The organism is Nakamurella sp. (assembly GCF_044224575.1).
Classification (GTDB): Bacteria; Actinomycetota; Actinomycetes; order Mycobacteriales; family Nakamurellaceae; genus Nakamurella.
Genome location: NZ_JBGAKE010000008.1, coordinates 172,961 through 199,073 on the forward strand (window position 1 = coordinate 172,961; position 26,113 = coordinate 199,073).

Annotated in this window: 30 protein-coding genes and 2 pseudogenes; 13 read left to right on the forward strand and 19 right to left on the reverse strand. The window is 69.8% G+C overall.

Features of this window, described 5'->3' with window-relative positions; genetic code table 11:
* The first annotated feature begins 20 nt into the window (after positions 1-20).
* Positions 21-1,199, forward strand: coding sequence for a cysteine--tRNA ligase (locus tag ACILSK_RS11575; RefSeq protein WP_395727307.1), 1,179 nt, complete (start codon positions 21-23; stop codon positions 1,197-1,199).
* 27 nt (positions 1,200-1,226) lie between these two features.
* Here the strand turns inward: ACILSK_RS11575 and ACILSK_RS11580 are convergent, their stop codons facing one another.
* The 3 genes from ACILSK_RS11580 to trxA form a co-directional block, all read right to left on the reverse strand.
* On the reverse strand, positions 1,227-1,493 hold the full coding sequence (locus ACILSK_RS11580; RefSeq protein ID WP_395727308.1) for a metal-sensitive transcriptional regulator: 267 nt from the start codon (positions 1,491-1,493) through the stop codon (positions 1,227-1,229).
* An 88-nt stretch (positions 1,494-1,581) separates the two neighbouring features.
* Entirely contained in the window at positions 1,582-1,971 is a 390-nt protein-coding gene (locus ACILSK_RS11585) for a DUF302 domain-containing protein (RefSeq protein WP_395727309.1), read from the reverse strand.
* Complete coding sequence (gene trxA, locus ACILSK_RS11590; protein ID WP_395727310.1) at positions 1,968-2,339, reverse strand: thioredoxin; 372 nt, start codon at positions 2,337-2,339, stop codon at positions 1,968-1,970. The genes ACILSK_RS11585 and trxA overlap by 4 nt, the downstream gene beginning before the upstream one ends.
* Before the next feature lie 197 nt (positions 2,340-2,536).
* Here trxA and ACILSK_RS11595 point away from each other — a divergent pair.
* Both ACILSK_RS11595 and ACILSK_RS11600 read left to right on the forward strand, forming a co-directional pair.
* Positions 2,537-3,929 (forward strand): annotated as a pseudogene (locus ACILSK_RS11595) (rhodanese-like domain-containing protein).
* A 12-nt stretch (positions 3,930-3,941) separates the two neighbouring features.
* Complete coding sequence (locus tag ACILSK_RS11600) at positions 3,942-4,769, forward strand: sulfite exporter TauE/SafE family protein (RefSeq protein ID WP_395727311.1); 828 nt, start codon at positions 3,942-3,944, stop codon at positions 4,767-4,769.
* A 285-nt stretch (positions 4,770-5,054) separates the two neighbouring features.
* Here the strand turns inward: ACILSK_RS11600 and ACILSK_RS11605 are convergent, their stop codons facing one another.
* The 5 genes from ACILSK_RS11605 to ACILSK_RS11625 form a co-directional block, all read right to left on the reverse strand.
* The gene (locus ACILSK_RS11605) at positions 5,055-5,183 is read right to left on the reverse strand and encodes a hypothetical protein (RefSeq protein WP_395727312.1); all 129 of its coding nucleotides are present in this window, start codon (positions 5,181-5,183) and stop codon (positions 5,055-5,057) included.
* A 352-nt stretch (positions 5,184-5,535) separates the two neighbouring features.
* The gene (locus tag ACILSK_RS11610) at positions 5,536-5,775 is read right to left on the reverse strand and encodes a thioredoxin family protein (RefSeq protein ID WP_395727313.1); all 240 of its coding nucleotides are present in this window, start codon (positions 5,773-5,775) and stop codon (positions 5,536-5,538) included.
* Between the two features lie 30 nt (positions 5,776-5,805).
* The gene (locus tag ACILSK_RS11615; RefSeq protein WP_395727314.1) at positions 5,806-6,855 is read right to left on the reverse strand and encodes a permease; all 1,050 of its coding nucleotides are present in this window, start codon (positions 6,853-6,855) and stop codon (positions 5,806-5,808) included.
* Positions 6,855-7,163 (reverse strand): ArsR/SmtB family transcription factor, encoded by a 309-nt coding sequence (locus ACILSK_RS11620; RefSeq protein WP_395727315.1) that lies wholly within the window; start codon positions 7,161-7,163, stop codon positions 6,855-6,857. Before ACILSK_RS11620 ends, ACILSK_RS11615 begins: the two co-directional genes overlap by 1 nt.
* 63 nt (positions 7,164-7,226) lie before the next feature.
* Positions 7,227-7,589, reverse strand: a complete 363-nt coding sequence (locus ACILSK_RS11625) for an ArsR/SmtB family transcription factor (RefSeq protein ID WP_395727316.1) — start codon at positions 7,587-7,589, stop codon at positions 7,227-7,229.
* A 91-nt stretch (positions 7,590-7,680) separates the two neighbouring features.
* On the opposite strand from ACILSK_RS11625, the gene arsM reads away from it, so the two are divergent.
* The gene (gene arsM, locus ACILSK_RS11630; RefSeq protein ID WP_395727317.1) at positions 7,681-8,478 is read left to right on the forward strand and encodes an arsenite methyltransferase; all 798 of its coding nucleotides are present in this window, start codon (positions 7,681-7,683) and stop codon (positions 8,476-8,478) included.
* An 18-nt stretch (positions 8,479-8,496) separates the two neighbouring features.
* Complete coding sequence (locus tag ACILSK_RS11635) at positions 8,497-8,661, forward strand: hypothetical protein (RefSeq protein WP_395727318.1); 165 nt, start codon at positions 8,497-8,499, stop codon at positions 8,659-8,661.
* Here the strand turns inward: ACILSK_RS11635 and ACILSK_RS11640 are convergent.
* Both ACILSK_RS11640 and ACILSK_RS11645 read right to left on the reverse strand, forming a co-directional pair.
* Positions 8,634-8,918 (reverse strand): hypothetical protein, encoded by a 285-nt coding sequence (locus tag ACILSK_RS11640; protein WP_395727319.1) that lies wholly within the window; start codon positions 8,916-8,918, stop codon positions 8,634-8,636. The two genes, ACILSK_RS11635 and ACILSK_RS11640, sit on opposite strands and share 28 nt — an antisense overlap.
* Positions 8,919-9,008: 90 nt before the next feature.
* The gene (locus ACILSK_RS11645; RefSeq protein WP_395727320.1) at positions 9,009-9,470 is read right to left on the reverse strand and encodes a low molecular weight phosphatase family protein; all 462 of its coding nucleotides are present in this window, start codon (positions 9,468-9,470) and stop codon (positions 9,009-9,011) included.
* Between the two features lie 89 nt (positions 9,471-9,559).
* Here ACILSK_RS11645 and ACILSK_RS11650 point away from each other — a divergent pair, with 89 nt between their 5' ends.
* A complete protein-coding gene (locus ACILSK_RS11650; RefSeq protein ID WP_395727321.1) occupies positions 9,560-9,733 on the forward strand; it encodes a hypothetical protein in 174 nt (57 codons plus the stop codon).
* A 225-nt stretch (positions 9,734-9,958) separates the two neighbouring features.
* Here ACILSK_RS11650 and ACILSK_RS11655 read toward each other — a convergent pair whose 3' ends face one another.
* Both ACILSK_RS11655 and ACILSK_RS11660 read right to left on the reverse strand, forming a co-directional pair.
* Positions 9,959-10,171, reverse strand: a complete 213-nt coding sequence (locus ACILSK_RS11655) for a hypothetical protein (RefSeq protein WP_395727322.1) — start codon at positions 10,169-10,171, stop codon at positions 9,959-9,961.
* 139 nt (positions 10,172-10,310) lie between these two features.
* Positions 10,311-10,778, reverse strand: a complete 468-nt coding sequence (locus ACILSK_RS11660; protein ID WP_395727323.1) for a MarR family winged helix-turn-helix transcriptional regulator — start codon at positions 10,776-10,778, stop codon at positions 10,311-10,313.
* A 61-nt stretch (positions 10,779-10,839) separates the two neighbouring features.
* On the opposite strand from ACILSK_RS11660, the gene ACILSK_RS11665 reads away from it, so the two are divergent.
* From ACILSK_RS11665 to ACILSK_RS11675, 3 genes are all read left to right on the forward strand, one after another.
* On the forward strand, positions 10,840-12,201 hold the full coding sequence (locus ACILSK_RS11665; RefSeq protein WP_395727324.1) for a ClC family H(+)/Cl(-) exchange transporter: 1,362 nt from the start codon (positions 10,840-10,842) through the stop codon (positions 12,199-12,201).
* A 149-nt stretch (positions 12,202-12,350) separates the two neighbouring features.
* Positions 12,351-13,304, forward strand: coding sequence for an ATP-binding cassette domain-containing protein (locus ACILSK_RS11670; RefSeq protein WP_395727325.1), 954 nt, complete (start codon positions 12,351-12,353; stop codon positions 13,302-13,304).
* Positions 13,301-14,884 carry an ABC transporter permease gene (locus ACILSK_RS11675; protein WP_395727326.1) on the forward strand — a complete coding sequence of 528 codons (1,584 nt, stop codon included), beginning with the start codon at positions 13,301-13,303 and terminating at the stop codon, positions 14,882-14,884. Before ACILSK_RS11670 ends, ACILSK_RS11675 begins: the two co-directional genes overlap by 4 nt.
* A gap of 59 nt (positions 14,885-14,943) precedes the next feature.
* Here the strand turns inward: ACILSK_RS11675 and ACILSK_RS11680 are convergent.
* Positions 14,944-15,566 (reverse strand): annotated as a pseudogene (locus tag ACILSK_RS11680) (permease); the annotation flags it as partial.
* A 509-nt stretch (positions 15,567-16,075) separates the two neighbouring features.
* Between ACILSK_RS11680 and ACILSK_RS11685 the strand changes: the two are divergent.
* Complete coding sequence (locus ACILSK_RS11685; RefSeq protein ID WP_395727327.1) at positions 16,076-16,483, forward strand: hypothetical protein; 408 nt, start codon at positions 16,076-16,078, stop codon at positions 16,481-16,483.
* A gap of 66 nt (positions 16,484-16,549) precedes the next feature.
* On the forward strand, positions 16,550-16,699 hold the full coding sequence (locus ACILSK_RS11690) for a YybH family protein (RefSeq protein ID WP_395727328.1): 150 nt from the start codon (positions 16,550-16,552) through the stop codon (positions 16,697-16,699).
* 432 nt (positions 16,700-17,131) lie between these two features.
* Here the strand turns inward: ACILSK_RS11690 and ACILSK_RS11695 are convergent, their stop codons facing one another.
* The 5 genes from ACILSK_RS11695 to ACILSK_RS11715 all read right to left on the reverse strand — a co-directional run bounded on the left by ACILSK_RS11695 (position 17,132) and on the right by ACILSK_RS11715 (position 22,413).
* Positions 17,132-18,916, reverse strand: coding sequence for a glycoside hydrolase family 15 protein (locus ACILSK_RS11695; RefSeq protein ID WP_395727329.1), 1,785 nt, complete (start codon positions 18,914-18,916; stop codon positions 17,132-17,134).
* A complete protein-coding gene (locus ACILSK_RS11700; RefSeq protein ID WP_395727330.1) occupies positions 18,913-19,257 on the reverse strand; it encodes a hypothetical protein in 345 nt (114 codons plus the stop codon). Before ACILSK_RS11700 ends, ACILSK_RS11695 begins: the two co-directional genes overlap by 4 nt.
* A 23-nt stretch (positions 19,258-19,280) precedes the next feature.
* Entirely contained in the window at positions 19,281-20,285 is a 1,005-nt protein-coding gene (locus tag ACILSK_RS11705) for an SDR family oxidoreductase (protein WP_395727331.1), read from the reverse strand.
* Positions 20,286-20,575: 290 nt separating this feature from the next.
* Entirely contained in the window at positions 20,576-21,103 is a 528-nt protein-coding gene (locus ACILSK_RS11710) for a MarR family winged helix-turn-helix transcriptional regulator (protein ID WP_395727332.1), read from the reverse strand.
* Positions 21,104-21,321: 218 nt separating this feature from the next.
* Positions 21,322-22,413, reverse strand: a complete 1,092-nt coding sequence (locus tag ACILSK_RS11715) for a glycoside hydrolase family 76 protein (protein ID WP_395727333.1) — start codon at positions 22,411-22,413, stop codon at positions 21,322-21,324.
* A 310-nt stretch (positions 22,414-22,723) separates the two neighbouring features.
* Here ACILSK_RS11715 and ACILSK_RS11720 point away from each other — a divergent pair, with 310 nt between their 5' ends.
* Positions 22,724-23,698: a sugar ABC transporter substrate-binding protein gene (locus tag ACILSK_RS11720; protein ID WP_395727334.1), complete on the forward strand. Its 975-nt coding sequence runs from the start codon at positions 22,724-22,726 to the stop codon at positions 23,696-23,698.
* Positions 23,695-24,717: an ABC transporter permease gene (locus tag ACILSK_RS11725; protein ID WP_395727335.1), complete on the forward strand. Its 1,023-nt coding sequence runs from the start codon at positions 23,695-23,697 to the stop codon at positions 24,715-24,717. Before ACILSK_RS11720 ends, ACILSK_RS11725 begins: the two co-directional genes overlap by 4 nt.
* Here ACILSK_RS11725 and ACILSK_RS11730 read toward each other — a convergent pair.
* Positions 24,677-26,035, reverse strand: coding sequence for a DUF2254 domain-containing protein (locus ACILSK_RS11730; RefSeq protein WP_395727336.1), 1,359 nt, complete (start codon positions 26,033-26,035; stop codon positions 24,677-24,679). The genes ACILSK_RS11725 and ACILSK_RS11730 overlap by 41 nt on opposite strands.
* Positions 26,036-26,113: the final 78 nt, after the last annotated feature.

The window sequence follows — 26,113 nt, forward strand, 5'->3', positions numbered from 1 at the left end:
AGGCAAGGGAGAGGCGCCTGATGACGGTTGACAGTGATTACTCGTCGGGGATTGTCGGACTGACCGGCCGAGTCGAACACCTGGACCCGGCCGTCCGTAGCGCCGAGTTCCGCGTGGCCGGTGCGGTGGTGCCGGTGGTCAGCCCGGCCCGGATGTACGTGTGCGGGATCACCCCGTACGACGTGACCCACCTGGGCCATGCGGCGACGTTCGTGTGGGCCGACGCTGCCCAGGCAGTGCTGGGGTCGATCGGCGTGCGCACCCTGTCGTGCCGCAACGTCACCGACGTCGACGACGTGTTGACCGCGGCCGCGGACGCGCACGGCCGGCACTATGACGACTACGCGGTGTACCAGGAGTTCCTGTTCGAGCAGGACATGGCTGCCCTGCGGGTGGCGCGGCCCGCGCACACGCCGCGGGCCCGGCACTTCGTCCCGCAGGTGCGGCAACTGGCCGGGGCGTTGCTCGCCACCGGCCACGCCTATCAGCGGGACGGATCGGTGTACTTTCGCGGGCGCGGCGCCCTGGCCGCCTCCGGGTTGTCCCGGGAGCGCGCATGGGAGTTGTCCGCGGAGTTCGGCGACGATCCCGACGACCCGAGGCGCGAGGATCCGTTCGACGTGCCGGTGTGGCGACCGTCCACGGAGCGCGACCCGGCGTGGCCCAGTCCGTGGGGGTGGGGGCGGCCGGGCTGGCACGCCGAGTGTGCGGCCATGGCGCTGGCGACGTTCGGCTCCGGCGTTGACCTGCTGGTCGGCGGTCAGGACCTGACGTTCCCGCACCATGCCTACCAATCCGCGATGGTCCAGGCCGCGACGGTAGTGACGCCGTTCGCCCGCGGCACCATGCATGTCGGTACCGTGCACCATCAGGGCCGGAAAATGGCGAAGTCGACCGGCAACCTCGTGCTGATCGGCGATCTGCTCCGCGGCTACCCGCCGGGCGCCATCCGGATGCTGCTGCTGAACCGGCCCTGGTGGGTGGAATGGGAGTACCACGAGGCGGATCTCGGGGCGGCGACGGCCGATCTGGAGTCCCTGTACGTCGCGGCCGGCCGACCGAACCGGTCCGGGCACGCCGCCGCCGCGGTCACCGCGGCCCTGCTCAACGACCTGGACATCCCCGCCGCCGTGGCCATCGCCGCCCAGGAGGGGGGCGATGCCGCCCGAGGACTGATCCGTGTGCTGGCGCTGTCCTGACCCGCGACCGCCGGCGGTGGTGGCCGGTCAGGCCAGCGACAGGAACAGCTTCTCCATGGTCTTGGTGTCCAGGGTGTCCTGACCGTCGGACTCGACGAGGCACTGTTTGAGGCCGGCGGCGATGACGGCGAATCCCGCGCGGTCCACCGCCCGGCTGACCGCGGCGAGCTGGGTGACGATGTCCTGACAGTCGCGTCCCTCTTCGATCATCCGCAGCACACCACCGATCTGGCCCTGGGCGCGGCGTAGCCGGTTGATCACGGGGGTCATTGATTCCGGGGCGATCTCGACCATGGTGGCTCCTTCGGTTGGTGGTCTATTGTGATGCCGGTCGGTGGTCAGGTCGCCCGCGGGGGCTGGTGCAGCGAGCGCAGTGCGTTGGTCAGCCGGCTACGCGCCTCGGTGGCCACCGCCTGCAGGCCGGGGTGCCGGTGACGCTGACCATGATGGCCGGATCGATGGTCTCCACCCGGGTGCGGTCGCCCTCCACGCTGCGGACCACGACGTTGCACGGAAGCAGGAGCCCGATGGACGGTTCGGCCAGCCAGCGCGGCGTGGGCCCACGGTGCCGGCGAGCCCCCAGGATCACCTGGGGGGCGATATCGGCACCGATCTTCGCCATCAGCGTGGCCTGCATGTCGATCTCGGTGAGCACGCCGAAGCCCTCGGCGGCCAACGCCTCCCGCGTGGCGTCGAGCACCTGGGCGAACGGCCGGTCGACGGTGACCGCGATCGCGTAGGAGGCTTCGATCGCGTCCTCGATGCCGGTCATGCCGACTTCGCCTGGGCGGCGGCGACCTGCGCCCGGACCTGGTCCATGTCCAGAGCGCGCACTGCCGCGATGAGCTGCTCGAGGGACTTCGCCGGCAGCGCGCCGGGCTGGGAGAAGACCGGGATACCGTCGCGGAAGGCCATCAGGGTGGGAATGGAACGGATACCGGCCGCGGCGGCCAGGTTCCGTTGAGTCTCGGTGTCGACCTTGCCGAACACGATGTCCGGGTGAGCCGTCGCGGCCTGCTCGAAAACGGGCGCGAACATCCGGCACGGCCCGCACCAGGCGGCCCAGAAGTCCACCAGGACGATCCCGTCGCCCCTCACGACCCGTTCGAACGTGCTCTCGGTCAGCGCAGTGATTGCCATCTCAGAACGATCCTCTCACGACTGGAACTATACCCGCAGGGGTATCAACGGGAGCGCTGGCCGGATTGTTTCCGGCCCCGAGCAGATGCCGGGTGGGGTATCCGTGGTCGGCCCGGGAATACCGTCGGTCGGCGTACAGTTGCTCATAGGAAGATACCCCACCGGGTATCTATGACAGGAAGGTTGGGTGCCGAGGGATGCGCGACGTGGTGATGACGAAGGTCGAACGAGGCCGCGGGAGTGGGGCCACCGTGACGGAGGCGGCGCATGATGACGAGGTCGGCCGGAGCCCCTTGGGCGCAGAGGATCTCGGTGCGGGGGTGAGGATCGTGCCGATCGAGACGCCGACGTTGGGGGACCGCAGCTACCTGGTACATGACGGTCGGGTCGCGGTGGTGATCGACCCGCAACGCGACATCGACCGGGTGCTGAATCTGGCCGGTGCCGCCGGGGTCCGGATTACCCACATCTTCGAGACCCACATCCACAACGACTATGTCACCGGCGGTCTGGCCCTGGCCGAGGTCACCGGGGCTTCCTACCCGGGTGTTGGCCACTCCCGGCCACACCTACACCCACCTGTCCTACGTGCTCGAGGAGGACGGCATCGCGACCGCGGTGTTCTCCGGCGGGTCGCTGTTGTTCGGGTCGACCGGGCGGCCGGACCTGCTCGGCCCGGACCACACCCATGATCTGGCGCATCACCAGCACGCGTCGGCCCAGCGGTTGGCGGCGGAGCTGCCCGAGCAGGCGCAGGTCTTGCCGACCCACGGGTTCGGCAGTTTCTGCTCGTCCACCCAGACCGAGGCCACCGCCTCCACGATCGGGGTCGAGAAGTCCACCAACCCGGTGCTCACCCAGGATGAGGATTGCTACGTCGCCGAGCTTCTCGCCGGCCTGGATGCCTTCCCGGCCTACTACGCCACGATGGGTCCGGCGAACGCCGCGGGTCCGGCCGCGCCGGATCTGTCGCCGCCGGAGCTCGCCGACGCCCGCCAGTTGCGCCGGCGGTTGGAGCGGGGTGAGTGGCTGGTCGATCTGCGGACCCGCACGGCGTTTGCCGCCGGTCATGCCCCCGGCAGCCTGAACTTCGGGCTCGACGGGTCGTTCGCGACCTACCTGGGTTGGCTGATCCCGTGGGGGACGCCGGTGACGCTGCTCGGCGAGACCGCGGGGCAGGTCGCCGAGGCGCAGCGGGAGATGGTCCGGATCGGCATCGACCGGCCCGCCGCCGCGGCCACCGGCGGACCCCGGGAGTGGACCGACGGTCCGCTCGGCACCGTCGAGCGGGCCACCTTCGCCGACCTGGCCCAGGTGCGGCACCACCGCCACGTCACCATCCTGGACGTGCGGCGCAATCTGGAGCGCGCCGAATCGCGCATCGACGGCGCCCTGCACATCCCGCTGCACGAGCTGCTGGGCCGGGTCGACGAGATTCCCGCCGGGGAGCTGTGGGTGCACTGTGCCGCCGGCTACCGGGCCTCGATCGCCGCGTCGATCCTGCTGGCCCGCGGGCGCCGGGTGGTCGCCGTCGACGACGACTACACCAACGCGGCGGGCGCCGGCCTGCCCGTCACCGCCGGTGCGTGAGCGAGGGATCCGATGGTGGTGATCGTCGCGATCCTGGCCGGAGCGCTGATCGGCCTGAGCCTGGGCGCGCTCGGCGGCGGCGGATCGATCCTCACCGTCCCGGCGCTGGTGTACCTGGTCGGGATGGACACCCGCGCGGCGACGACGGGTTCGCTGGTCATCGTCGGGGTCACCGCGGTGTTCGGGATGCTCGCCCACCGCCGCGACGGGCACGTCCGGATCCTGCAGGGGGTGGTCTTCGGGCTGGTCGGAGCCGCCGGGGCGGTCGCCGGCACCCGGCTGTCGCTGGCCGTGCCCCCGGACGTGCTGCTCGCCGGGTTCTCCGTGCTGATGCTGGCCGTGGCGGCCATCATGCTCACCCGCCGTCGGGTTCCGGCCGGAGGCGGCGGCCCGAGCATGGCCGAGCCGGTCCCGTTCGACGTGCCGATCATCGCCTTCAAGCCCAGGTTCATCTGCGCCTGCCCTCGCGCCGCCAAGGTGGTCGTCGCCGCGCTGGCGGTCGGGTTGATGACCGGGTTCTTCGGCGTGGGCGGCGGTTTCCTGGTGGTGCCGGCGCTTGTGCTGGCCCTGGATTTCCCGATGCCGGTGGCGGTAGGTACATCGTTGCTGGTCATCGCGATGAACAGCGCCACGTCCCTGGTGGCCCGGGCGGGCTCGGGCATCGAGATCGACTGGACCGTCATCGCCGTGTTCACCGGGGCCGCCGTGATCGGCAGCCTGCTCGGGGCCCGGATTGTGACGAAGGTCCGACCGCAGACCCTGCAGACCGCGTTCGCCGGTCTGATCATCGCCGTCGGCCTCTACACCGCCGCCCGCAGCATCCCCGCACTCCTGGGCTGACGACGATCTCCGGCCCCCGCTGCGGCGGGTGACTCGTCGATCACCCTTTCGATCGGGGCGGTGGAGTTCGAGTACACCGTGAAATCAATGTCCGCTCGTGCAGGAGAGTGTTGTCCCTGGTGATGTGCGACGCCACGGCCAGGGCCGCCATCGGGTTTCCGTCTCGATGACGGAAACGATGCAGCTCAACGACGTCAGATGGCACCTCGACAAAGATCGGGTCGACTGAGGGCGGGACGCGAAGCGGGTGATTGCCGCTATGGGAGTTGAGATTTCCTGGAAGTTCTAGGTGGAGTCCACCGGGCCCAGCAAGGCCAGGAACGCCGGTTTCCCGGTGATCGACGAGGCCAACGCGGCCCGCTGCGCCCGGTCCGGGTACAGCGCGGCGATCGCCGAGAACGTCGACGCGGTCACCCCACTGATGCTCAGCACCCAGATCAGCAGCGGAATTCGTTCCGCCGCAGGTTCAGCCGGATCAGCACACTCAGGCCGCCGTCGACAGGCCGACCGGTGCTGTCGTCTTGCGCCGCTGGGTGGTTCAGTCTTGTGTTGTCGTTGTCTTCACTCCCTACCTATCTGTCCGACACGGAAGCGACGCACCGCCAGCATCTGGAGACGCGTGAAAGCGAACCCGGTCTGCCGGCGGGCGCGGTGCTCTCGTGCCGGGCCGGCCCCATGCGAGCGACAAGGGCTCGCCTGGAACCAGCTGGGTTGGATAGGGCAGCTCAGGTCTGATGGCCCTGCCGGCGCCATTTCGTTCGCCGATTCACGAGGCGGCGCTGAGGATGTCTCGCACGTGCGAGACGGTGGGGACGCGACCGGAGAGGACGAGTTTTTCGTCGATGACCAGGGCGGGGGTTGACAGGACCCCGTATCGGGCGATGGTCGGGTAGTCGGTGACCTTGTCGATGGTGGCGTCGATGCCGAGGTCGTCGATGGCTTGGCGGGTGACGCGTTCGAGGTTCTTGCAGTTGTTGCAGCCGGGGCCGAGCACCTTGATGATCATGGTTGTTTCCTTCCGGGTCGGCGGTTGCGGTCAGGCGAGCAGGAGGTTGAACAGGTAGCCGATGGCGACGATGCCGGCGGCGGTGATACCGACGAACGCCGCGAGCAGTGGCGGTTTGAGGACCCGGCGCAGCAGGATGAGTTCGGGCAGGCTGAGTGCGACGACGGCCATCATGAAGGCGAGCAGGGTGCCCATGGGCAGGCCCTTGTCGTAGAGGGCCTCGACCAGGGGCATGATCCCAGCGGCGTTGGAGTACAGCGGGACACCGATGGCGACGGCGACGAGCACGCCGAACGGGTTGCCGGGGCCGGCGTAGGTGGTGAAGAAGTCGGTGGGTACCCAGCCGTGGATGACGGCGCCGAGGCCGATGCCGACCAGCAGGTACGGCCAGATCTTGCGCAGGATGCGGCCGGCTTCTTCGACGCCCATTTGGATCCGTTGGTCGAAAGTCAGGCCGGCGGCCGGGTCGATGGTCTGCCCGCCGAGTGTTGTCTCGAACACGAACGGTTCGACCCATTTCTGCACGCCGAGCCGGCCGAGGATCCAGCCGGCGGTGATCGCGATGACAAGTCCCGCGCCGATGTAGACGGCGGTGACCTGCCATCCGAAGAGGCTGAAGATCATCCCGATGGCGATTTCGTTGACCATCGGGCTGGCGATCAGGAAGCTGAGGGTGACTCCGATGGGCACCCCGGCCGCGACGAACCCGATGAACGCGGGGACCGCGCTGCAGGAGCAAAACGGTGTGACCACGCCGAGTCCCGCGGCCAGGACGTTGCCGACGCCTTCGCGTTTGCCGCCGAGCAGTGCCCTGGTGCGTTCGATGCTCATGTACGACCGCAGCACCGTGACGATGAAGATGATCAGGACCAGCAGCAGGGCAATCTTGATCGTGTCGTACAGGAAGAAGTGCAGCGTCTCGGTCAGCCGGCCATCCGGGTCCATGCCGAAGCCGTTGTACAGCAGTGCATCCCAGAGCCACCCGTTGATCCAGTACGTCGTGGCCCAGGCCCCACCGGCGACGATCAGGGCGAAGGCCTGCCCGCGGTGGGTGGTCGGGATCCGTTCGGCGATGCTCATCACGACACGGCCTCTTCCGCTCTGCCCGGGAGCGCGGCGCGGAGCCGGTTCAGCGCGCCGGGCGCCAGCGCGTAGTCGATCCAGCGACCTCGGCGACTGGTGGTGACCAGACCGGCTTCGCGCAGCACCTTGAGGTGGTAGCTGAGCAGGTTCGCCGCGATCGGGATGCTGGCTTGCAGATCGCAGACGCAGGCGCCGGTGGTGGACAGCTGCTGCAGGACGGTCCACCGGACGGGGTCCGCCGCGACCGCCAGCAGTTCGGCGCCGCTCAGGGTCGATCCCGTTTCAGTCTGCGTTGCTGCAATCACAGTTGAAGTGTCTGCCCAGGCGCTCCGCGCGCCCAGGGTCGAAAGTCACCGGTGTCCAGGCGGTCAGTCGGGGGTGATCGCGGCCGCGACCGCGGCCAGGGCGTCGGGCACCAGCGTGTAGTAGGCCCACTTGCCACGCTGCTCCCGCGCCAGCAGGCCGGAGTCGGTCAGCACCTTCAGATGGTGCGACACGGTGGGCTGGCTCAGACCGACCGGCTCGATCAGATCGCACACGCAGCTCGCACCGGTGGCGGCGTTGGCCGCGATCATCGAGACCAACCGCAGCCGATTCGGTTCGGCCAGCGCTTTGAGCACGCCGGCGAGCCGCTCGGCATCGATCTGATCGAGGACCTGCCCGGTGGACGGGCTGCAGCAGGCCGCGAGATCGGTCAGCGGCAGGACCGGACGGGTTCGGATGGCGGCCACAAGCCCATCCTGCCACACGTATTGACATGCGTCGATGCGTGATGCATCCTCGACGCATCGATGCTTGTCGATCTGATTTGGAGGAGACGGGATGACGGTGGATGAAGGTCTACGGGACCAGGTGCGGGATCGGTACGCGCGGGCGGCGCTGACCGTGACCGAGGCCGGCGGGGCGGGTACGGCGGCGGACTGCTGCGGCGGTGGGTGCGGGGCCAGCGCTGGGTCGACGGTGCTCGACGACGTCGACGCGCCGTTCGGTGCCGGCCTGTACGAGCCGGGTCAGACCTCGCAGTTGCCGCCGGAGGCGGTGCTGGCCAGCCTGGGGTGCGGCAATCCGCTGGCGGTGGCCGAACTGCGGGAAGGGGAACGAGTCCTGGACCTGGGGTCGGGTGGCGGGATCGACGTGCTGTTGTCGGCGAAGCGGGTCGGCGGCACCGGGTTCGCCTACGGGCTGGACATGACCGACGAGATGCTCGAGCTCGCCCGGGCGAACGCGGCCCGGGCCGGCGCCGGCAATGTCGAGTTCGTCAAGGGGCACATCGAGGACATCCCGCTGCCCGACGGGGCGGTGGACGTCGTGATCTCCAACTGCGTGATCAACCTGTCCGTGGACAAGCCGGCGGTGATGGCTCAGATGTTCCGGGTGCTGACGCCGGGCGGCCGGATCGGCATCTCCGACGTGGTCGCCGAGGATGAGCTGTCGGCGGCGGACCGCGCCGACCGCGGCTCCTACGTCGGCTGCATCGCCGGCGCCCTGTCCCGGACCGAGTACCTCAGCGGGTTGGCCGCGGCCGGCTTCGTCGACGCCGAGGTGACGTTCACCCACGAGGCGGCCCCGGGGATGCACGCGGCGATCGTCCGCGCCACCAAACCGGTCCAGACCGACTGAGCGATCGGAGTGTTCGTCATGAGCAGGATGCTGGCCCGGCTGCGAGTCGCGATCATCGATCGGCCCGTCGTCCGGTTCGACGAAGCCCGCGGCCGGGTCCAGGTCTGTGACACGACGTGCCGGGCGGCCGGCGCCCGGGACCGCGCCGTCGGCGCCTACTTCCGCATGGCCGGACCCCGCTGACCCGATCCCACCGGCACGGGTAGGTGCAGCTCGTCGAGCAGGGCGCGGACGCGGCGTTCCACGTCGTCCCGGATCCGGCGGACGGTGTCCAGGTCCTGCCCGGCCGGGTCGTGACCGGCCAGTCCTCGTACCGCTTGCGCCCTGAGTTGTTGCCGGGCGAACCGTTCGCCCATCAACGGCAGGAACTTGGCCACGGTGGCCCGGCCGGCGAACTGGTCGTACGAGAAGTACCGGAACCGATGGCGTCTCGGCTCCAAAGACGCCGTCGAACTCGCCGGCCAGCCGGTTCGCGGCCTGCCGGAGCGCCACGGTCTGGTCCAGGGACAGGGATTCCCAGGTCGGACTGCTCACGGCAGGATCCTCGATTCGTTGGCGGGTCCCGCCGGGGTGGCATCGACGAGCAGGTGGATGCGGCGATTGATCTGGTCGTAGGCGGCGTCGAACGCCTCGTCGATGCCGACCCGGACCGGATCCGGTATCGACCAGTGCAGACGGGGAAGGTGGGGGTCGAGATTCTCGTGAGCGTTGTCGCAGACCGCGACGACCAGGTCGGTGGCCCGCAACACCTGATCAAGATGGGCCGTGTGGGACCCGGCCCAGCCGCAGGCCGTGCCGGCGGCCGGCGGCGACCGCCGCGGGTGCATCCCGGAGCGGTCGCGGCCGGCCCGGCCGAGCACGCCGAATCCCACGACCACCAGCCCGATCGCGGCGACGGCGATCCACGTCGAGCGCAACGATCGGGTCTTGATCCACTCCGAGCGCAGCACCCGCATCCCGGTGGTGCGGTACGCCGCCTGCGGGGCTGGCACCGTCGCGGTGACGGTCTGCTCGGTCGTCGTGTCCCGGCCCGGTCGTCGTCTGCGTCGCCGTGTTGCGCTCGGGGTTCGCCCGGTGGCCGATGGCCGTGCTCCTCCCGCTCGGCGCCTTCGTCCATCTGGCCGCCGACATCGCAGGGTTGCCGGTCGTCGATGTCGTCGCGTTCGTGATCTTCGGCGCCGGCTTCATCGCCCTGGGCGCCCGGTTGACCCGGCTGCACCCCGATCGGCAGTCGGCCCAGCCGTTGACGACCTGAGGTTTTCAGCAACGTCGCGGCCGCCTGCCTCGCACGTTGAACGACGTCGACCGTGGCGTGGAACACGCCACGGCACCGGAATTTCCCGGCAGACAAGCCGGCGGGCAGGCGAGGTCAACCCAGGGGCGGCGGAGCCCACGAACGGTGCCGATCAGGACGGCCACCCAAACGAGTGCCAGCTGGATTCCTAGCGCGAACCCGACTGGCCTCGACCACCCACGATCGTCATTTTCGAGCCAGGGTGACCGTGGCGAACATCATGGCAGCGGAGGGAAAGTCGAAACCCCAGTCAGCCGCTGTCCGGGTCATGGCTGTTCGTCCGGTGTGCCAGGCGACGACGGTGGCCGCGGCAATCCACCACAGGGCAAAGCTCCAGAAGGCTCCCGCCACGAACGTGGCAACCGCGGCGACGGCCGGGGTCCCGGAAGCACCGAGCATCGGGTCGCCGCCGGCTACCCGATTGCATTGCCAGGGACGTCACGGTCAGCGGACTGATCATGATCCACATCGCGAGTGCGCCACCGGGCCTCGAACGTCCCTATTGTTGAGGTGCAGCCACTTGCCGGCCCACCAGCGCCTACCAGCCCAGGCGAACGGCGTCGTCGACCACCGGCTCGCCAGAGGCCGCCGCGAAGGCCAGCAACGCGTCGGTGAGGTGAGCGGCGTCCGTCGGGTCCATCTTCCTGACTATCCGAGCCAGAGCCTGCCTTCGCTTGGTGGTCACGGTGTTGACGACGGCCCGCCCCGCCGGGGCCAGGGCAACCATCAGTTCCCGGCGGTCGGCGGGGTTCTCGGTGCGGGTGGCCATGCCCATCCGCACCAGCTTGTCCACCTGCCGCTGCGCCGACGACGGGTTCACCCCGAGCCGCTCGGCCATTTTGACGATGGTCGTGTCCCCATACTGTGAGAGCAGCACCAGGGTCCGGAATTGGGTCAACGTCACGGTCTCCTCGACGGCGGCCAGAGATGTCGCCGAGACGCCGACCAGCGCCCGGGAAGCCGTCAGCAGTGCCGTCACCAGATCGTCCGTCCGTGCACGCGTCATCACACCAGTATCGGTCACTCCCCATTTACCCGCATACCGCATTGATTGCATAATGCTCGATATGTCCACTGCACCTCCTGGCCGCGCGCGCCGTTGGCTGCGCGAGTCGTGGTCGCGGATCCGGGAACCCGGGACGGTACCTGACCTGGGCCGACTCGCGGTCGGCGCGAGCGTCGTCGGGGCGATCACCGGACTGGCCGCCGCCAGCTTCCGGGTGCTGCTCACCGACGCGTCGCGGCTGCGGGACGAGCTGATCGCCTGGGGACATCTGCACTGGTGGGGAATCTCGCTGGTGTTGGCGGTCTGCGGCGGGGCGACGGCGCTGGCGGCAAGCCTGGTGCACCGGGTGGAGCCGCACGCCGAGGGGAGCGGCATCCCGCGGGTCGAAGCCGTGATCGAGGGGCGGACGGAGCCCGGATCGGCCCGGATCCTGCCCATCAAGTATGTCGGTGGCCTGCTGTCCATCGGGGCCGGGCTCGCCCTGGGCCGGGAAGGACCTTCCGTGCAGATGGGTGGCAACGCCGCGATCATCGTCGCTCGGCTCACCCGGTCGTCGCGTGAACACCTGCAAATCCTCGTCGCCGGGGGCGCCGCGGCCGGCCTGGCGACCGCGTTCAGCGCCCCGATCGCCGGCGGCGTGTTCGTGCTGGAGGAGCTGGTCAAGCGCTTCGAACCGCGCACCACGCTGGCCACTCTCATCGCCACCGCCAGTGGATTCGCCTCCGCCCATCTGCTGCTCGGTGAGTCCGGCTCCGAGCTTGACACGATCGCATTCCGACCCCCGTCCTTCGGGCAGGCACCCTGGGTCCTGCTGGTCGGCCTGCTGTGCGGGGTGCTCGGCGTCGGCTACAACGCACTGGTCATGGGCGGACTGCGGCTGGCCGACACCAGCCGGATCCCGGTCGAGATCCGGGCCGGCGGCATCGGAGTGGGCATCGGCGCGATTGCATGGTTCGCACCATGGCTGGTCGGCTCCGGCGGCAACCTCACCCAGTCGGCCCTGCTGGGCCAGGGCACCCTCGGCGTCGTGCTCGGGGTGCTGGCGGTCCGGATCGTGCTCGGCGTCGTGTCCTACGCCGCGCTGACGCCGGGTGGGCTCTTCGCGCCGATGCTCGTCCTGGGCAGCCATCTGGGACTTGCCGTTGGCATCGTCGCCGACCAGCTGGACCCCCACGCGCCCGAGGCGGCCGGCCTGGCGCTGATCGGGATGGCTGCGTTCTTCACTGCGAGCGTCCGCGCGCCGGTCACCGGGATCGTGCTTGCGTCGGAGATGACCGGATCGACCACTCTGCTCGCCCCGACACTCGGGGCCTGTGCGGTGGCGATGCTGGTCGCGATGACGATGCGCAGTGAACCCGTCTACGACCTGCTGACCACCCGGGCCGTCCGCAACGCACGGGCCAACCGGCGCGAGGCCGGCTGACCATGGGGGCGCCTCCGGATGGTCATCGCTGTGCCGAGCTGCTCGGCCCGGTCGATCGGCGGGGCCACGGTGGGCACTCGATCGACTCTCGCCGAAGCGCGTTCTGCGCAACCCCGTCGAAATGAGCAACCCGTCGAAAGGAGCAGACCGTGAGCCCGACCCGACCCATCATCCGCATCGAGGGGCTGACCAAGACCTTCGGCCCGGTCCGCGCTCTGGACGGCCTCGACCTCGAGGTGGCGCCCGGTGAAGTTCACGGTTTCCTCGGTCCCAACGGAGCGGGCAAGTCGACGACCATCCGGGTGATCCTCGGCCTCATCCGCGCCAGCGGCGGTCATGTCGAACTTTTCGGCGGCGACCCGTGGCACGAGGCCGCGACCCTGCACGAACGGCTCGCGTATGTCGCCGGCGACGTCGCGCTCTGGCCCGGCCTCACCGGGGGCCAGTGCCTCGACGTTCTCGGCGCGACTCAAGGCGGTCTGGACGAGACACGCCGGCAGGCCCTCATCGAGCGCTTCGAACTCGACCCGACCAAGCGTGTCCGCGACTATTCCAAGGGGAACCGGCAGAAGGTTGCCCTGATCGCCGCGCTCGCCACGGACGCCCAACTGTTCATTCTCGATGAACCCACCTCCGGGTTGGACCCACTGATGGAACAGGCATTCCAGGAGGTCGTTCGTGAGCGCCGTGAGCAGGGCTGCACCGTCCTGCTGTCGAGCCACATCCTCGGCGAGGTGGAGGCTCTGGCCGACCGGGTGAGCATCATCCGCCGGGGCCGCACAGTGTCGACCGGGACCCTGACCGAGCTGCGACGGCACACCCGTACCACGGTCCACGCGGTCACCCTCGGCACGCCGGCGGGCCTCGCCGATGCTCCTGGGGTCGCGGAATATTCCTGCGAGCGGCTCGACGGCCAGGTCGAGATCCGATTCACCACGGATGCCGAGCACCTCGATTCGGTCGTCGGCAGCCTGCACGCCGCGGGGATTAACGCCCTCACCGTCACGCCGCCGAGCCTGGACGCACTTTTCCTGCGCAGCTATCACGGGACGGCGGGACCCTTGGGTGCCGAGCGCGGCGAACCGGAGGGAGCGACCCGATGAAGGCGACCGGGCTGCGGGCCATGCTCGGTGTCCAGTGGCGGACGCATCGTCGAGGCACACTCGTCTGGGTGATCGCGCTGATCGTCGGCATGATCGGCACGGCGGCGGCGGTCGCGGCCCTTGATGGCACGCCCGAGAAAGTTCACACCTACGCCCAGGCCGCGACCGCCGGTGACGCCCTCGTCGCGATCAACGGCCGGGTCGAGGGCATCGACAGTCTCGGCGGCGTCATTCAGGACGAGTTCGGCTTCCTCGCTGCGTTCCTCCTCCCGCTGCTCGGGATCAGCTTGGTCGCCCGGGTCACTCGCCAGGAAGAGGAGGCGGGGCGGCTCGAGGCGGTCCTGGGCGGGCGGGTCGCGCGCCATGTGCCGGTGCTGGCCGGGCTGGTTGTCGCCGCCGCTGCCATCGCCGTCACCGCCGCGGTGTTTGCCATCGGGTTGATCGGCGTGGGCGTACCAGCGTCTGCATCGATCCTCTACGCGGCATCCCTCGGCGCCCTGGCCTTCGTCTTCGCCGGTCTCGCCGCGCTGCTGGCCCAGCTCACCTTGCATTCCCGGGGTGTCTACGCCTGGAGCCTGTTTGTCCTGGCCGGAGCCTACCTGCTCCGGGGCGTCGGAGACGTCACCCGGACCTGGTCCACCTGGCTCTCACCTCTGGGCTGGGCGGAGAAGGCCGCGCCGTTCGGGGCGATGCGCTGGTGGACCCTGCTCGTCCCCCTCGCCGTCGGCGCACTGCTCGCCACGCTGGCCGTCCACCTCGCGGCCCACCGTGACCTCGGTAGCTCGCTTGTCGGTGGGCGAGCGGGATCGGCGCGGGCGACGACCTGGTTGCGCAGTCCGCTCGGGCTGGCGACCGCCATCCACCGCCCCGCGGCGCTGGGCTGGATCGCCGGTGCCCTGGTCATCGCCGTCATGATGGGCGCACTCGCGCAGCAGTTCATCGACGCCGTCGCCGGGAACCCGGCCATGGCCCAGGCCATCGGGATGTCCGGGGTGCAACCCGAGGACGGGTTCGTCGCCGTCACCCAGCTCTACATCGCCATCATCGCCAGCGGGTATGCCGTCCAGGCCGTCGGCAGCCTCCGCGCGGAGGAAACGGCCGGACGTCTCGAGCCACGGTTGGCCGGCACCTTGTCCCGCCTGCGATGGCTCACCGCCCACGGCGTGGTCATCACCACCGGCCTGGCCCTGATGGTGGTGGTCACCTCGGTCGTGCTGGCGGCAGGGACGGCGTGGTCGATGGGGACGGCGGTGCACCTGGGTAGCGTCGTCGGGGCGGGATTCGCCTACCTGCCGGCCGAGTTGGTCGTCGGCGGGGTCGCCCTGGCGATCTTCGGCCTGCGGCCCCGGGCATTCCCCGCGGCCTGGACGTTCGTCGCCTTCGTCGCCTTCGTCGCCTTCCTCGGGCCCGGCCTCCAGCTGGCCGGGTGGGTCCTCGACCTGTCTCCCACGACGCACGCCGGTGACCCCCCGCTGGGCACCGTCGAGGCGCTGCCGCTCATCGTCCTGGGCACCATTGCGGCTGCCCTTGGCGTGGCCGCGGCGGTTGGCTTCCGACGACGAGGAGTGCCGCAGGGTTGAGCCGGTGCGGTGCCGGCCTCGCCCGCGCGGCGGGCTGGGTCGGCGACCGGCCTCGCAGTGCTGCTGCAGAAGTCGGCGGGCACCCAGGCCGCCATCGCGCCGGCGATCAGCAGCCCAATGATCAGGTCCCGTGCGATGGCCGCCCATTCCATGACGAACACGTCCGCGACCGCGGTGTATCCGGGCCCGGAGAACAGGCGGCGGGCGAACGAACCGTCCTGCTGGATCGACATGTCCATCGCGGCGTGGCCTTCCACCGCCCCGGCCAGACCCCGATCGGATTGTCCGCGCGCCGACCGCACCAGCCGTTCCCGCAGGAAGAAGCGGAACAGCAGGTCCACGAAAGCGATCATCAACGGTCCGCCGACGAACTGAGCGGGTGAACTGCCGACCCAGCAGCAGGGCCAGGATCACGCCGAGCTCGATGACCAGGTTGGTGGAGGCGATCTCGAATGCCATGGCCGCGGTGAAGTCCGCGCCTCTACGGAACAAGGACCGGGCGAGCGCGACCGCGGCAGAGGAATAGGACGACGAGGCGGCGCCCAGGCCGGCAGCGGTGGCCAGGGTGCCCGGTCCGGTGTCGCCCTTCAAATCGCACGATGGTCGATATGCGGACCACGGCCTGGATCACCGCCGACAGGGCGCCCCCGAAGATCAATGCACAGAGCATCTGCCAGGCCATTGATCCGGCGGCGGCAAGTGCATCGCCGATGGCGCTGACGGAATTTCCCTTCAGTCCGAGGTGTCACGGTGACTGTCCGGTGCAGGCGCGGATAGCTGACGCCGGTAACGACCACCGTGGGACGCGATGGTGCTCAGCACTGACCGCAACCGATTGCTCAACGTCCCGACGGCCGACCGCCACAACCGTTTCGGTGCCCGATGCGTCGAGCCATCAATCACGGAATGCAGTGTGTGCCCACCGGCCATGATCCGTGCTGGGTACCATCCGGGTCGGGGCTGATCAACTCGGCAAACCCGCGGCTACCCGGGTTGGGCCGGCTGCCTGATGACCCGCTCATGCATCGGTTGTCAACTCGCAACGATTGCGCCATGCTGGGGTCTGCGCCGAGTCGCGGATGACGGCTGCGAACGAAGGCGGGGACGGATTGAACGCCCACGCGGGTGGTGGGTGGCACCGCGCCCAGATCCGGCGGCCGGCCACTCCGGCCGAGCACGAAGGAGGGTCCGATGACCGAGATCGCTGACATCCCGCGCCCGGAGGTTCTCGACCCGCACCGACCGCTGCGCCGACGTGGGACCGAATTGTTCGAGGACGATCGGCCTGAGGTGGATCTGCTCCGCCAGGCGCTTGAGGACTCCTGCAGCTATGCGGGGCAGCTCTGGCTGACGCTCAATCAGATGCGGGAGTATCTCCTTGTCAGCCTGCCTCCCGATCCGAGTGCCGCCGGAGCCGGCCGCGTCGGGGCCAGCCCGGCCGGTCCCGACGACGTCGAAGGATGGCGGTCGTGGATGGACGCCTTCGCGACGACGACATCGGTCCTGTGCGGGCCCCACGGCGACGGCGGTTTCGGATTCAGCCGCGCCCGCCAGGAATACCAACGACGCCGGTTCCGCCCGGAGTCCTCTGCCCCATAAGGCAGCAGCCGCCAATCATTTCCGGTGCGCGGCCCACGATCGACCCGGACGTGAAGGGATCGGATCATGGCGCAGTTCGACAGCAACCTGCTGGAGATCATGGCCCGGCATATCGATGCGTGGAACCGTCACGACATCGAGGGGCTGATGAGCTTGTTCGCCGATGACTGCGTGTTCGAGGCCTCGGGCGGCGAGGAGGTCTGCGGCCACCTGTAAAGGGGTTCGGTGGCTGTTCGCGCTGCCTTCCTCGACGTGTTGACCAAGCTCCCGGACGCCCGCTGGGGGGACGGCCGCCACCGCTCTCGCGGCCCGAACGACCGAGTGGACCTTGAGCGGCACGCCGGTCGATGGCCACCGTCTGGAGGTCAATGGCTGCGACTTCCGCACGGTCCGCGACGGACCCATCGTCCGCAAGAACTCGTATCGCAAACAGCGGGCTTCGTTCCCGGTGCGACCGAATGCCGGCCAGTAGTCGAAGCCGTCGGTTGACGGCGATCTTCCGGTGTTGATCTTCACCTGCAGATCAGAAATACGGCACCTCCGCCTCCTTCCGGATTGACTCTTCCCGTCCACCAAACGTCCCCATGGATTCGCGTTCGGGCCCGCAGATTTCGGCAGCCCCTTTCCGCCGCTGCCCGAGTGGGGTCGTCACCTGTCCGGCGGTTGTGCCAGGCCGGCGGCGGTTTCCAGATGCAAGGCGTGCACGAAGGCTTGCGGAAGGTTGCCCCGGAGCTGGTGTTGCCGAACATCGAACTCTTCGGAATAAAGCTCGGGTGGTCCGGCGCAGGCCCGGGTGCGTTCGTACCAGCGGGCCGCCTCCACCGGCCGGTGTTGTTGGTGCAGGGCGAGAGCGACCAGGAACCCGCACAGAGTGAAGGCGCCTTCGGCCTCGGCCAGGGGTCGGTCGTCGTGCCGGAACCGGTAGGCGTAGCCATCGCGGGTGAGGTCGGTGAGGTAGCCGGCGAGGGTGGCCGTGGTGCGGGGGTCGGTGGGGTCGGTGCCGCCGCGCAGCGGCGGGAGAAGCAGTGCTGCGTCCGGTGCCGGGTCCTGCGGGGAGCGTTGCCATCGGCCGGTGGGGTGGACCGAGGTGGCGGCGGTGTCGGCGGTGATCCTGTCGGCCAGGGCGAGCCAGTCGCCGGCGGCCCGCCCCGCGTGGGGGAGCCGGGCGATGGCGCGGAGCCCGGCGGCGCAGATCAACCGGCTGTGGGTCCAGGGTTGGTTGTCGATCTCCCAGATCCCGGCGTCGGGTTCGGTCCACCGGGCGGCGATGGTGTCCGCGGCGATCGTCGTCGCCTGCCAATGGTCGGAGTCGAGCCGGTCGGCGCGGCCGGCCGTGGCGAGCAGCAGCAGGGATTCGCCGAACGCGTCGAGCTGGAATTGCTGATTGACCCAGTTTCCGATGAGGTTGTGGCCGCCGGGGTAACCGGGCAGGTCCAGCGTTCGCTGGTCCGGCACCGCCGACCCCTGCGTGGTGTAGGCGGGTTTGAGGTTGGGCCCGTGGTCCAGGATCCTGGCCGCGACGAACCGGACCGCCTCGTCGCACAGGGCGGGTGCGCTCGCGGCGGCGGCGGCCTGTCCGGCGTAGCACTGGTCGCGGATCCAGACGTAGCGGTAGTCGTAGTTCCGACCGGCCTCCACGCGTTCGGGCAGGCTGGTGGTGGCGGACGCGACCATGCCGCCGCTGGCCGACGTCAGCCCCCGCAGCACCGTATACGACCGGCGAGCATCGGCAGGTTCCAGGCACGAATCCAGTTCGGGCACGGCGGCGGCCCAGGCGGTCGCGGTGGCCGCCCACGCGGCGTCCGGGTCCGGCGGATGGTCCGGCAGTGGCTGATCACTGATCTCCACGATGAGATCGTGGTGCTCGGTCGCCGGGACCATCAGATCGGCCTGCAGCCCGTGGTGCCGACCGACCGGGCGGGTGCCTTCGGGTGCCCCGGTCCATCGCAGGTGCAGGGGACCGCTCCGGCCGGTCCAGACACCGCCGGTACGCCGTAGCTGGGTGAGGCCGTGCCGACCGAAGCGGGCTCGTGGAGCCAGGCTGATGCGAACTGCGGCATCGGCGTCGGTGGCGACGACCCGGCGGAGGAGAACGGCCCGGTGCGGGTCACCGGGGTACGCCAAGGCTTCCCGGCACTCGATGATCCCGTCGTGGGTGACCCAGCGGCTGCGCCAGATCATGCTGTTCGCTTCGTAGGAGCCGCCCCAGACATATGGGCCGACCGGGGTGATCGAATAGGCGCCCGGGCCGCCGAGCAGTGCGGCGAAGACGGACTCGCTGTCCCAGCGCGGCAGGCACATCCAGACGATGTCGCCCCGAGGGCCCAGGACGGCACCGCGTTCTCCGTCGGCCAGCAGCGCGTATTCCCGCAGCACGTGCGGCGGGAAGGACGGTTCGTGGGGTGAGTCCCGATGGGATCGGGTGGTCGTCATCGCCACCGGCCGAGCAGGATCAGGACCCCGGTGACGGCCACCGTCCCGGCGGCCGTCGCGCTGATCAGCGCCGCGGTTCGGTGAGCGGGCCAGATCCGGGCGGCCAGCACCATGCTGGCCCCGTGGACGACGTCGATCCCGCAGCCGGCCGCCACCAGCGCCGGCGCCGGGTGGATCAGCACCGCAGCGCCCTGCGCCAGTTGGCGGGCGCCGAGGATCCTGACCAGTCGGGCGTCCGGGGCGGTGCCGCGCCCGCCGACCAGCGTCGCGACCTGCTGCGGCGCAACCAATGCGACCGCACCCACCGCGGCGGTCGAGACGCCCCAGATGCGGGTCACCACCGGAGGACTGGGTAAAGCCCGGATCATGTGCGGCGGCTCAGCAGCACGGCCGCGGCGGTGGCCGCGACACCGCCGATGGTGATCAGCAGCCCATGATGGTGGGAGGCCCATAGTTGCGGCACGGTGGACTTGGCCCTGGTGTCGAAGACACCGTGCGCGCCGAAATCCCTGCCGTCGGACCCGTCGGCCGGTTCCCAGAGGTTGGCCGGGGCGTCTTCGGGCTGCTGCTGGTCGGTCTGCTGCGAGGCGAATCCGGTTCGGCCGAGATAGCGGTCCAGAATGCCTGGAGCGACAGCGTTGGCCGCCAAGGTGGCCACCGTGCTTGCGCCCACCCAGTACTCCCGCCGCTTGGGATGGTCGGCCGCGTAAAGGACGCCGCGGGCAGCGACCTCGGGCTGGTAGATCGGCGGCACGGGCTGCGCATGGCGCGGCAGCCGGGACAGGACCCAGGAGAACTGGGGGGTGTTCACCGCCGGCATCTGCACCATCGTCACCCGCACGTTGCTCTTCTCGTGCAGCAGCTCGCAGCGCAGTGCCTCGTGAAATCCCTGAATCGCGTGCTTGGCCCCGCAGTATGCCGTCTGCAGCGGGATGCCCCGGTAGGCCAGCGCGGAGCCGACCTGGACGATCGTGCCCTTGTCACGGGGTTTCATTTTCTGCAGGGCGGCCATGGTGCCGTAGACGTACCCGAGGTAACTGACCTCGGTGACCCTGCGGTACTCGTCCGGATGGATCTTCTGGAACGGCGCGAACACCGAGGTGAATGCCACGTTCACCCATACGTCGATGGGTCCGAGTTCGGCTTCGACCCGGTCGGCCGCGGCGAAGACCTGCGACTGGTCGGCCACGTCGGTCGGGATCGGCAACGCGTGCCCGCCACCGGCGCGGACCTGGGCGGCCGAGCCGGCCAGGCCCTTCTCGCCACGGGCGAGCAGCGCCACTGATGCGCCGCGGGAGCCGAACGCCGTGGCGACCGCGCGTCCGATACCGCCGCTGGCTCCGGTGACCACCACTACCTGTTCACTCATATCCGGCCGTCCTCGTTTCTCGGCTCGTCCCGCCTGGTATGCACCGGACTTGCGCCCATCCGGTCAGTCCTCAATCAGGTTCCGAAACGTTGCGGCGATGACGTTCTCGGTCATCCACCGCACCATTGCTCAGGTCGGCGTCAGCGCGCACGCCGCCCGTTTCGGTGATGCCCAACGTAGCCAGTTTTACGCAATGCTTGCGAACCCGCAACGGTTGGGCGTCGTCGGACGGAACCTGCGGGGACCCCCGCCTTGCGCGCTCCGGACCGGTCCGCGGGCCTTGCGGTGGATCAGTGCCTGGGTGGGTCGACCTCGTCGGTGCCGGATATCCAGCCCATCGACCAGAGGTGATGATCGGTCGGTTCATCAGCCGCGACCGCGAATTCGGCGAGCGCCTCGGCGACTCTTTCCCGGCTCGCGACGGGCATCCGCTGCAGGATCTCGGCGATCGCCGCACGCCGGCGTTCCATCACGCCGTCAAGCAGCTGCATGCCGGCCGGTGTCAGCGTCAGTGCCAGATGGCGACGATCCGCCGGATTGTCCTTGCGGTCCAACAATCCATCGGCGACCAGACGGTCGCAGGACCGGGTCGCGTTCGAGGGATGGACCCTCATGGCCGCGGCCAATGCGGTGAGGTGGATGGGACCGAGGCTGGCCACGATCACCAGTGCCCGTAGTTGCGGCGCGGTCAGCGTCGCTTCGACCTCGGCGACGGATTGCGCGGCCACCCCCACCAGGGCCTTCGAGGCCGCAAGAACCCCATCGATCTGCCTGGCGAGTTGACGACGTTGTTGTGCGGCTTTGGACTCGCGCGGCATGGAGCGAGGATGACGCAATCGTTGCGCACGTGCAAACGGCTGGTGATCGGCGGCGCCTCGGGCGTCGGGGCCGTCCCCGCTCGAGCAGGAGCCGGGTCGCGGCCGACGCGTCGGTCTGCGTGCCGACCAGCGGAACTCCTGCATCAGGTCGCGGGCCCGCACCCGGGGACGCTTGTCCGACGAGCAACGGTCCGGAGGCTTGCCGACCGGCCGCCACGTCATCTCGACGTGCTGACCGGGCTTTCCGGGGCGTCCGGGATCGGTTGCGCCGCGACCAGCAGGTCGACGGCGCTTTGCTGGGTGGCCCCGTTGACCCGGTCGACGGGCCCGGCCCAGTGCAGGCCGTACTCGTTGTCGGCGGTGCGGTTGTGGTCGTAGGCGGTCGAAGCCTGGTCGATCAGGTACTCGCTGTAGGGGTGGTCGTCCAGGACCCGGTTGAGTTCGCCGAGGTTGCGGACGTAGATGCCCTTGAAGCTCGGACCGTTCACGTCGCAGCCGGTCTGCTCGCAGGGTTCGGTGAGCACGCCGTCGACGTGCAGACCGGGGGCCTGGGTGGAGGCGTCCGCCAGTGTGCGGGCCCGCCGCAGGTACGAGTCGTCGCCGCTGGCTCGGGCCAGGGCAACCAGCCCACCCAGGATCACCCCCTGGTTGTAGGTCCAGGTGGTGTCCCGGTTGTTGCGGCAGGTGGCGGCATCGAGACCGTCGTTGACCAGCAGATCATCGTTGATCATTCCGGACGCCTCGAACCAGTCCCAGACGGTGCCGGCGCGATCGAGATACACCCCGCCCGCATCGCCCAGGCGCACCGCCAGCTCGGCGGCCGCCTGGATGAACAACTCGTTGGAGATCGCATTCTTGTAGCCACGATTGACCGTCCACCACAACCCGCCGCCACACACGTCGTCCTGATTGCCCCACATGAAATCCACGTCACGCTGCGCGGTCTGCAGGTACTTGACGTCGCCGGTCAGGTCGTAGGCGCTGATCCAGGCCAGTGCCCACCAGCCGGTGTCGTCGGTGAAGTCATTGATGAAGTTGCCACGTGCGGCATTGCGCTTCTTGGCGAACGTGTTGTCCAGCACCCAGGCGTAGCGGTGATCACCCGAGACGATCATGTAGTTGGTCAACGCGTTCACCGCGTTTGCACTGTTCCACCACCCGGTGGTGGGCCACACCCCGGAGCGTTGGTCGTACATGCGGACCAGAGTGTCGACCGCGGGCTGGTCCGACGGGGCTTGAGCGCCGCAGCCGACCAGTAGCGAGCCGGCGACCAGGGCGGCCAGCATCCTGGCTGCTCGACCGGAGCGCATGACCGGCCTCGATTCTGATTGAGTGGAGAGCACTCCGAGAAAGTCGACGACGCAGGGCGGTGGTGGCTTGTCACTTTACGTCGCCGTGGGGCCCGAGAGGGGCCTCGGCACCACCCGACGGGGGCGGCGGTGGTACCGCCGACCGGCGGCCCGGCTGGTCGCGGTCATCGCGGTCGGATTGCTGGCCGGCTGCACCTCGATCGAGCCGGGTGTGGACACGACCGGATCGGCTCCAAGCGCCGGATCGTCACCGCTTACCGCCAGTTCACCGCCCCCTTCGTCGACCGCACCCTCGGAGACCGGGCCGCCGGTGACCGGAACAGGAGGCGGCACCCAGGCGTCGGAGACGGCCGAACCGACCGGCACCGTGGTGACCTTCCGCACCGTCGCTCCGGACAGTGCCGTCGGTGTCCGCATCGGGATGGTCGCAGCAAGTGGCTCCGACCCGTTCAGCGCGGCCGTGACCGATTCGGTGGTCGACCAGGTGCGGGCGGCCGGCGCCGAGCTCATTCGCTGTGACCCCGGGGCGAACGCGAGCCTGGCGCTGGACTGCGCTCGTCGGCTGGCCACCCAGCACGTCGACGGATGGATCAGCCTGCAACCGGGCGACGTCGGGGACGCCCTGTGTGCCGCCGGCCCGCAGGACGTACCGCTGATCACCGTCGCCGCCGCTCCCGTGAGCTGCCAGTCAGCGCACGTCGGTGCCGACGATCGACGGGCGGGTTTCCTGGTCGGGCAGGCGCTGGGCCGATCGGCCCGGCTGCGGACGGCTTGTCCCGAGGACGCCTTCGTGATCATCGCCGGTGACCCCGCGAACCCGATGGGCGCGCGGCGGACCGACGGTATCGAGCAGGGTTTCGCCACCGAATGCCCGATGCCGGCCGCCGGCCCGGTGCTGCTGGACGTCAGCACTCAGGATCGGGCCTACGAGGCGTTCGCCAATGAACTGACGGCCCTGCCGGACGATGCGGAGATCCTGGTCGCCGCGGTCGACGACGGCACCGCACTCGGTGCCGCGGCGGCCGTGCCCGCGAGCCGGGCGGATCGGATCACCCTGGCCGCCGTCGGCGCCGACCAGCGGGCCAGGTGCCGGATCGTGGCCGAGCCGTGGTGGATCGGTGACGCTGCCCTGTTCCCCGATCGGTATGGCGAGGTGGCCGTGCCGGCCCTGCTCGACGCGATTGCCGGAAAGGTCGTCCCCGCCGACATGTATGTCGAGACGACCTTCGTCACGGCGGACTCCATCGCCGAGTTCTACGACGTCGGCGATTGTCCGGCTCGATGATGGCGCCGCCGACATCCCGCGACCGGCAGGCGGTCCTGACGCGAGTGGTGCTGGCCGCCGCCGGACTGGCGGCCTTCGTCGCGTTCGCCGCCACCATTCCGTACTTCCTGACCGTGGACAACATGGTCAACCTGGTCAACGACGTGGCCCTGGTCGGGATCGTGGCCCTGCCGGCGACGTTCTTGATGATGAGCGGCCAGGTCGACCTGTCGGTCGGCGCCGCCGCCGGCTTCGTCGGCATCGTCCTGGCCGGCACGGCACCGGACTCGGGCCTGTTGCCGGCGGTGCTCCTGGCCATCGCCACCGGAGCGCTGATCGGCGTGGTCAACGGCCTACTGGTCACCGAGGGCGAGGTGAACAGCATCGCCGCGACGTTCGCGTCGATGGCGCTGCTGCGGGGCCTGGCCTACCTGGTGCCCAGCGGACTTGCCATTGCCCTGCCCGGCTTTCGCTCGCTGGGCACCCTTCGGCCGATACTCGGCATCGCTGTGCCCACGCTGATTTTCGCGGCCATCGCGCTGGTGGCGGCCGTGCTGTCGCGGTCGGCCGTCGGCCGGCGGAGTCGTGAGGTGGGGTCGATGCCGGCCGCCGAGCGGTTGGACGGACCCGGGGAGCGGCACTGGGTGATCGCCCTGTTCGTCGTCTCCGGGCTGGCTGCGGCGCTGGCCGGGCTGATCCGGACCTCGCAGTTGGGCACGGGCCTCCCCACCGCCGGCATCGGGATCGAACTGACGGTGGTCACGGCGGTGCTGCTCGGCGGCGGCCATCTGACCGGCGGCCGGGGTTCGGTCGGCGGTACGTTGCTGGCCCTGCTGCTGATGTCGATCGTCGACAACGGCCTGTCCTTGGCCAACGTGACTCCCTACGCCGGCCAGGTCTTCCACGCCGCGCTGCTGCTGCTGGCACTGGTCGTCGATCGGCCACGCCGCCGCTCGCGAACCCGGTCCGCTGCCCGGAGCGGGCCGGGACCGGATGCGGTCAGGCCGAATGGGGCCAGCGACCCGCGAGTGCCTGGATGACCTGATCGGCAAGCCGGCTCAGTTGCGCGCGTTCGGCATCGTCGAAGGGTTGGGCGTCGGTGGTGACGCGGCACCGTCCGAGTTGCTCGGCGATGCTCCGCCGCTGGTCCTGGTCGGTCGCCTGCCAGGCGACCTCGGCCAGCAGTTGGAACAGGCGGCCGAGCACCGCCGGATCATCGGCGCCGTAGCGGCGAGGCTGGGCGATGGCCAGGTCGAGCAGGTCGGCGAAGCCGGGCCGGTGGAGCACCACCCGGATCGGGCCGTCGTCGTCGCCGAGAATGCGGGGGCCGAGGTCCCGGTCGACCAATTCGGTGAGCAGGGCGCTGGCGTGTCCGAGTGCGTGGATCGCGGTGGTGGGATCGTTGATGCCGGGGGACAGGGCCTTGACGGTCACGTCGGTCAGCTGCCGAAGGCCGAAGGCGACGTCCTGCGCGGCGGTGCGTTCGGGTCCGGTGTGGATGGCCGCGGCGATCCCGTCCTGAAGCTCGCGCAGCGAGCCGGCGTCGAATGTCCCGCCGCGACGGGGCCAGCATGCCCCGATCGGCACGCCTTCGATGAGCGAGCTGCCCGGTGGCGCGGTGATCGTCAGGACCGCGTCGGCCTGCCGGGCCACCCGCACGAGCGCGGGTTCGTCGATCCAGACCAGGAAGCCGGACGACGGGGCCGCCACGACCTCGCTCGACGCGGGGATGTCCGGAACGCCGGGCGCCGGCCCAGCTGAGTCGCGGTCGGACAGGATTCGGCGCAGGGTGCCGGTGGCGTCCCGGTGCACGGTGGCCAGCATCGTCTCGACCCGGATCTCCTTGGCCAGGTGCGCCAGGAAGATCACCAGTGCGAACACGCTGGCCACGGCCAGTCCGAAGGCCACCGTCACGGCGATCTGCGGGACGAACAGCTCCTGGTCGTCGGCGGCGGTGCGCACGGTGCGGAGCACCGTGAGGGCATAGGCGAACGTGCCCAGGAACACCCCGAGGGTGATCTGCACGAAACGGTCGCTGCTGAAGGTGCGCAGCAGCCGCGGTGAGAACTGGCTGCTGGCCAGCTGGAGGGTGACCACGGTGAGCGAGAAGGTCAGCGACGTCACGGTGATCAGGGATCCGGCGACGGCTTCGAGGACCGCTCGGGCGGCGTCCGCACCGCCGCCGAACAGGTAGTCCGTCACCGCCGGCGGCAGGTTGTCGTCAATCCGGGCGTCCAGCCGGGGGAGCAGCACCCCGGCCAACACGGCCAGCCCGATGCCGATCGCGGGAATCGGCCAGAGCTGGGTGCGGACGGCATCGCGCAGGACGCTCCAGCCGCCACGGCCATCTGCTCGCATCGGCACCTTCCGTTGCTGTCATGGTGTCCGAGTGCGGGCCCATCTGCCGCCCCCGATCGTGGCGCGGGGAGGACGGTC

What these genes read in the sequence shown, in the direction of transcription:
- ACILSK_RS11575 (WP_395727307.1), top strand. Translation starts at nt 21, where the DNA reads ATGACGGTTGACAGTGATTACTCGTCGGGGATTGTCGGACTGACCGGC.
- ACILSK_RS11580 (WP_395727308.1), bottom strand. Translation starts at nt 1,493, where the DNA reads ATGGTCGAGATCGCCCCGGAATCAATGACCCCCGTGATCAACCGGCTA.
- ACILSK_RS11585 (WP_395727309.1), bottom strand. Translation starts at nt 1,971, where the DNA reads ATGACCGGCATCGAGGACGCGATCGAAGCCTCCTACGCGATCGCGGTC.
- trxA (WP_395727310.1), bottom strand. Translation starts at nt 2,339, where the DNA reads ATGGCAATCACTGCGCTGACCGAGAGCACGTTCGAACGGGTCGTGAGG.
- ACILSK_RS11600 (WP_395727311.1), top strand. Translation starts at nt 3,942, where the DNA reads ATGGTGGTGATCGTCGCGATCCTGGCCGGAGCGCTGATCGGCCTGAGC.
- ACILSK_RS11610 (WP_395727313.1), bottom strand. Translation starts at nt 5,775, where the DNA reads ATGATCATCAAGGTGCTCGGCCCCGGCTGCAACAACTGCAAGAACCTC.
- ACILSK_RS11615 (WP_395727314.1), bottom strand. Translation starts at nt 6,855, where the DNA reads ATGAGCATCGCCGAACGGATCCCGACCACCCACCGCGGGCAGGCCTTC.
- arsM (WP_395727317.1), top strand. Translation starts at nt 7,681, where the DNA reads ATGACGGTGGATGAAGGTCTACGGGACCAGGTGCGGGATCGGTACGCG.
- ACILSK_RS11635 (WP_395727318.1), top strand. Translation starts at nt 8,497, where the DNA reads ATGAGCAGGATGCTGGCCCGGCTGCGAGTCGCGATCATCGATCGGCCC.
- ACILSK_RS11650 (WP_395727321.1), top strand. Translation starts at nt 9,560, where the DNA reads ATGGCCGTGCTCCTCCCGCTCGGCGCCTTCGTCCATCTGGCCGCCGAC.
- ACILSK_RS11655 (WP_395727322.1), bottom strand. Translation starts at nt 10,171, where the DNA reads ATGCTCGGTGCTTCCGGGACCCCGGCCGTCGCCGCGGTTGCCACGTTC.
- ACILSK_RS11660 (WP_395727323.1), bottom strand. Translation starts at nt 10,778, where the DNA reads ATGACGCGTGCACGGACGGACGATCTGGTGACGGCACTGCTGACGGCT.
- ACILSK_RS11665 (WP_395727324.1), top strand. Translation starts at nt 10,840, where the DNA reads ATGTCCACTGCACCTCCTGGCCGCGCGCGCCGTTGGCTGCGCGAGTCG.
- ACILSK_RS11675 (WP_395727326.1), top strand. Translation starts at nt 13,301, where the DNA reads ATGAAGGCGACCGGGCTGCGGGCCATGCTCGGTGTCCAGTGGCGGACG.
- ACILSK_RS11685 (WP_395727327.1), top strand. Translation starts at nt 16,076, where the DNA reads ATGACCGAGATCGCTGACATCCCGCGCCCGGAGGTTCTCGACCCGCAC.
- ACILSK_RS11690 (WP_395727328.1), top strand. Translation starts at nt 16,550, where the DNA reads ATGGCGCAGTTCGACAGCAACCTGCTGGAGATCATGGCCCGGCATATC.
- ACILSK_RS11695 (WP_395727329.1), bottom strand. Translation starts at nt 18,916, where the DNA reads ATGACGACCACCCGATCCCATCGGGACTCACCCCACGAACCGTCCTTC.
- ACILSK_RS11705 (WP_395727331.1), bottom strand. Translation starts at nt 20,285, where the DNA reads ATGAGTGAACAGGTAGTGGTGGTCACCGGAGCCAGCGGCGGTATCGGA.
- ACILSK_RS11710 (WP_395727332.1), bottom strand. Translation starts at nt 21,103, where the DNA reads ATGCCGCGCGAGTCCAAAGCCGCACAACAACGTCGTCAACTCGCCAGG.
- ACILSK_RS11715 (WP_395727333.1), bottom strand. Translation starts at nt 22,413, where the DNA reads ATGCGCTCCGGTCGAGCAGCCAGGATGCTGGCCGCCCTGGTCGCCGGC.
- ACILSK_RS11725 (WP_395727335.1), top strand. Translation starts at nt 23,695, where the DNA reads ATGATGGCGCCGCCGACATCCCGCGACCGGCAGGCGGTCCTGACGCGA.
- ACILSK_RS11730 (WP_395727336.1), bottom strand. Translation starts at nt 26,035, where the DNA reads ATGCGAGCAGATGGCCGTGGCGGCTGGAGCGTCCTGCGCGATGCCGTC.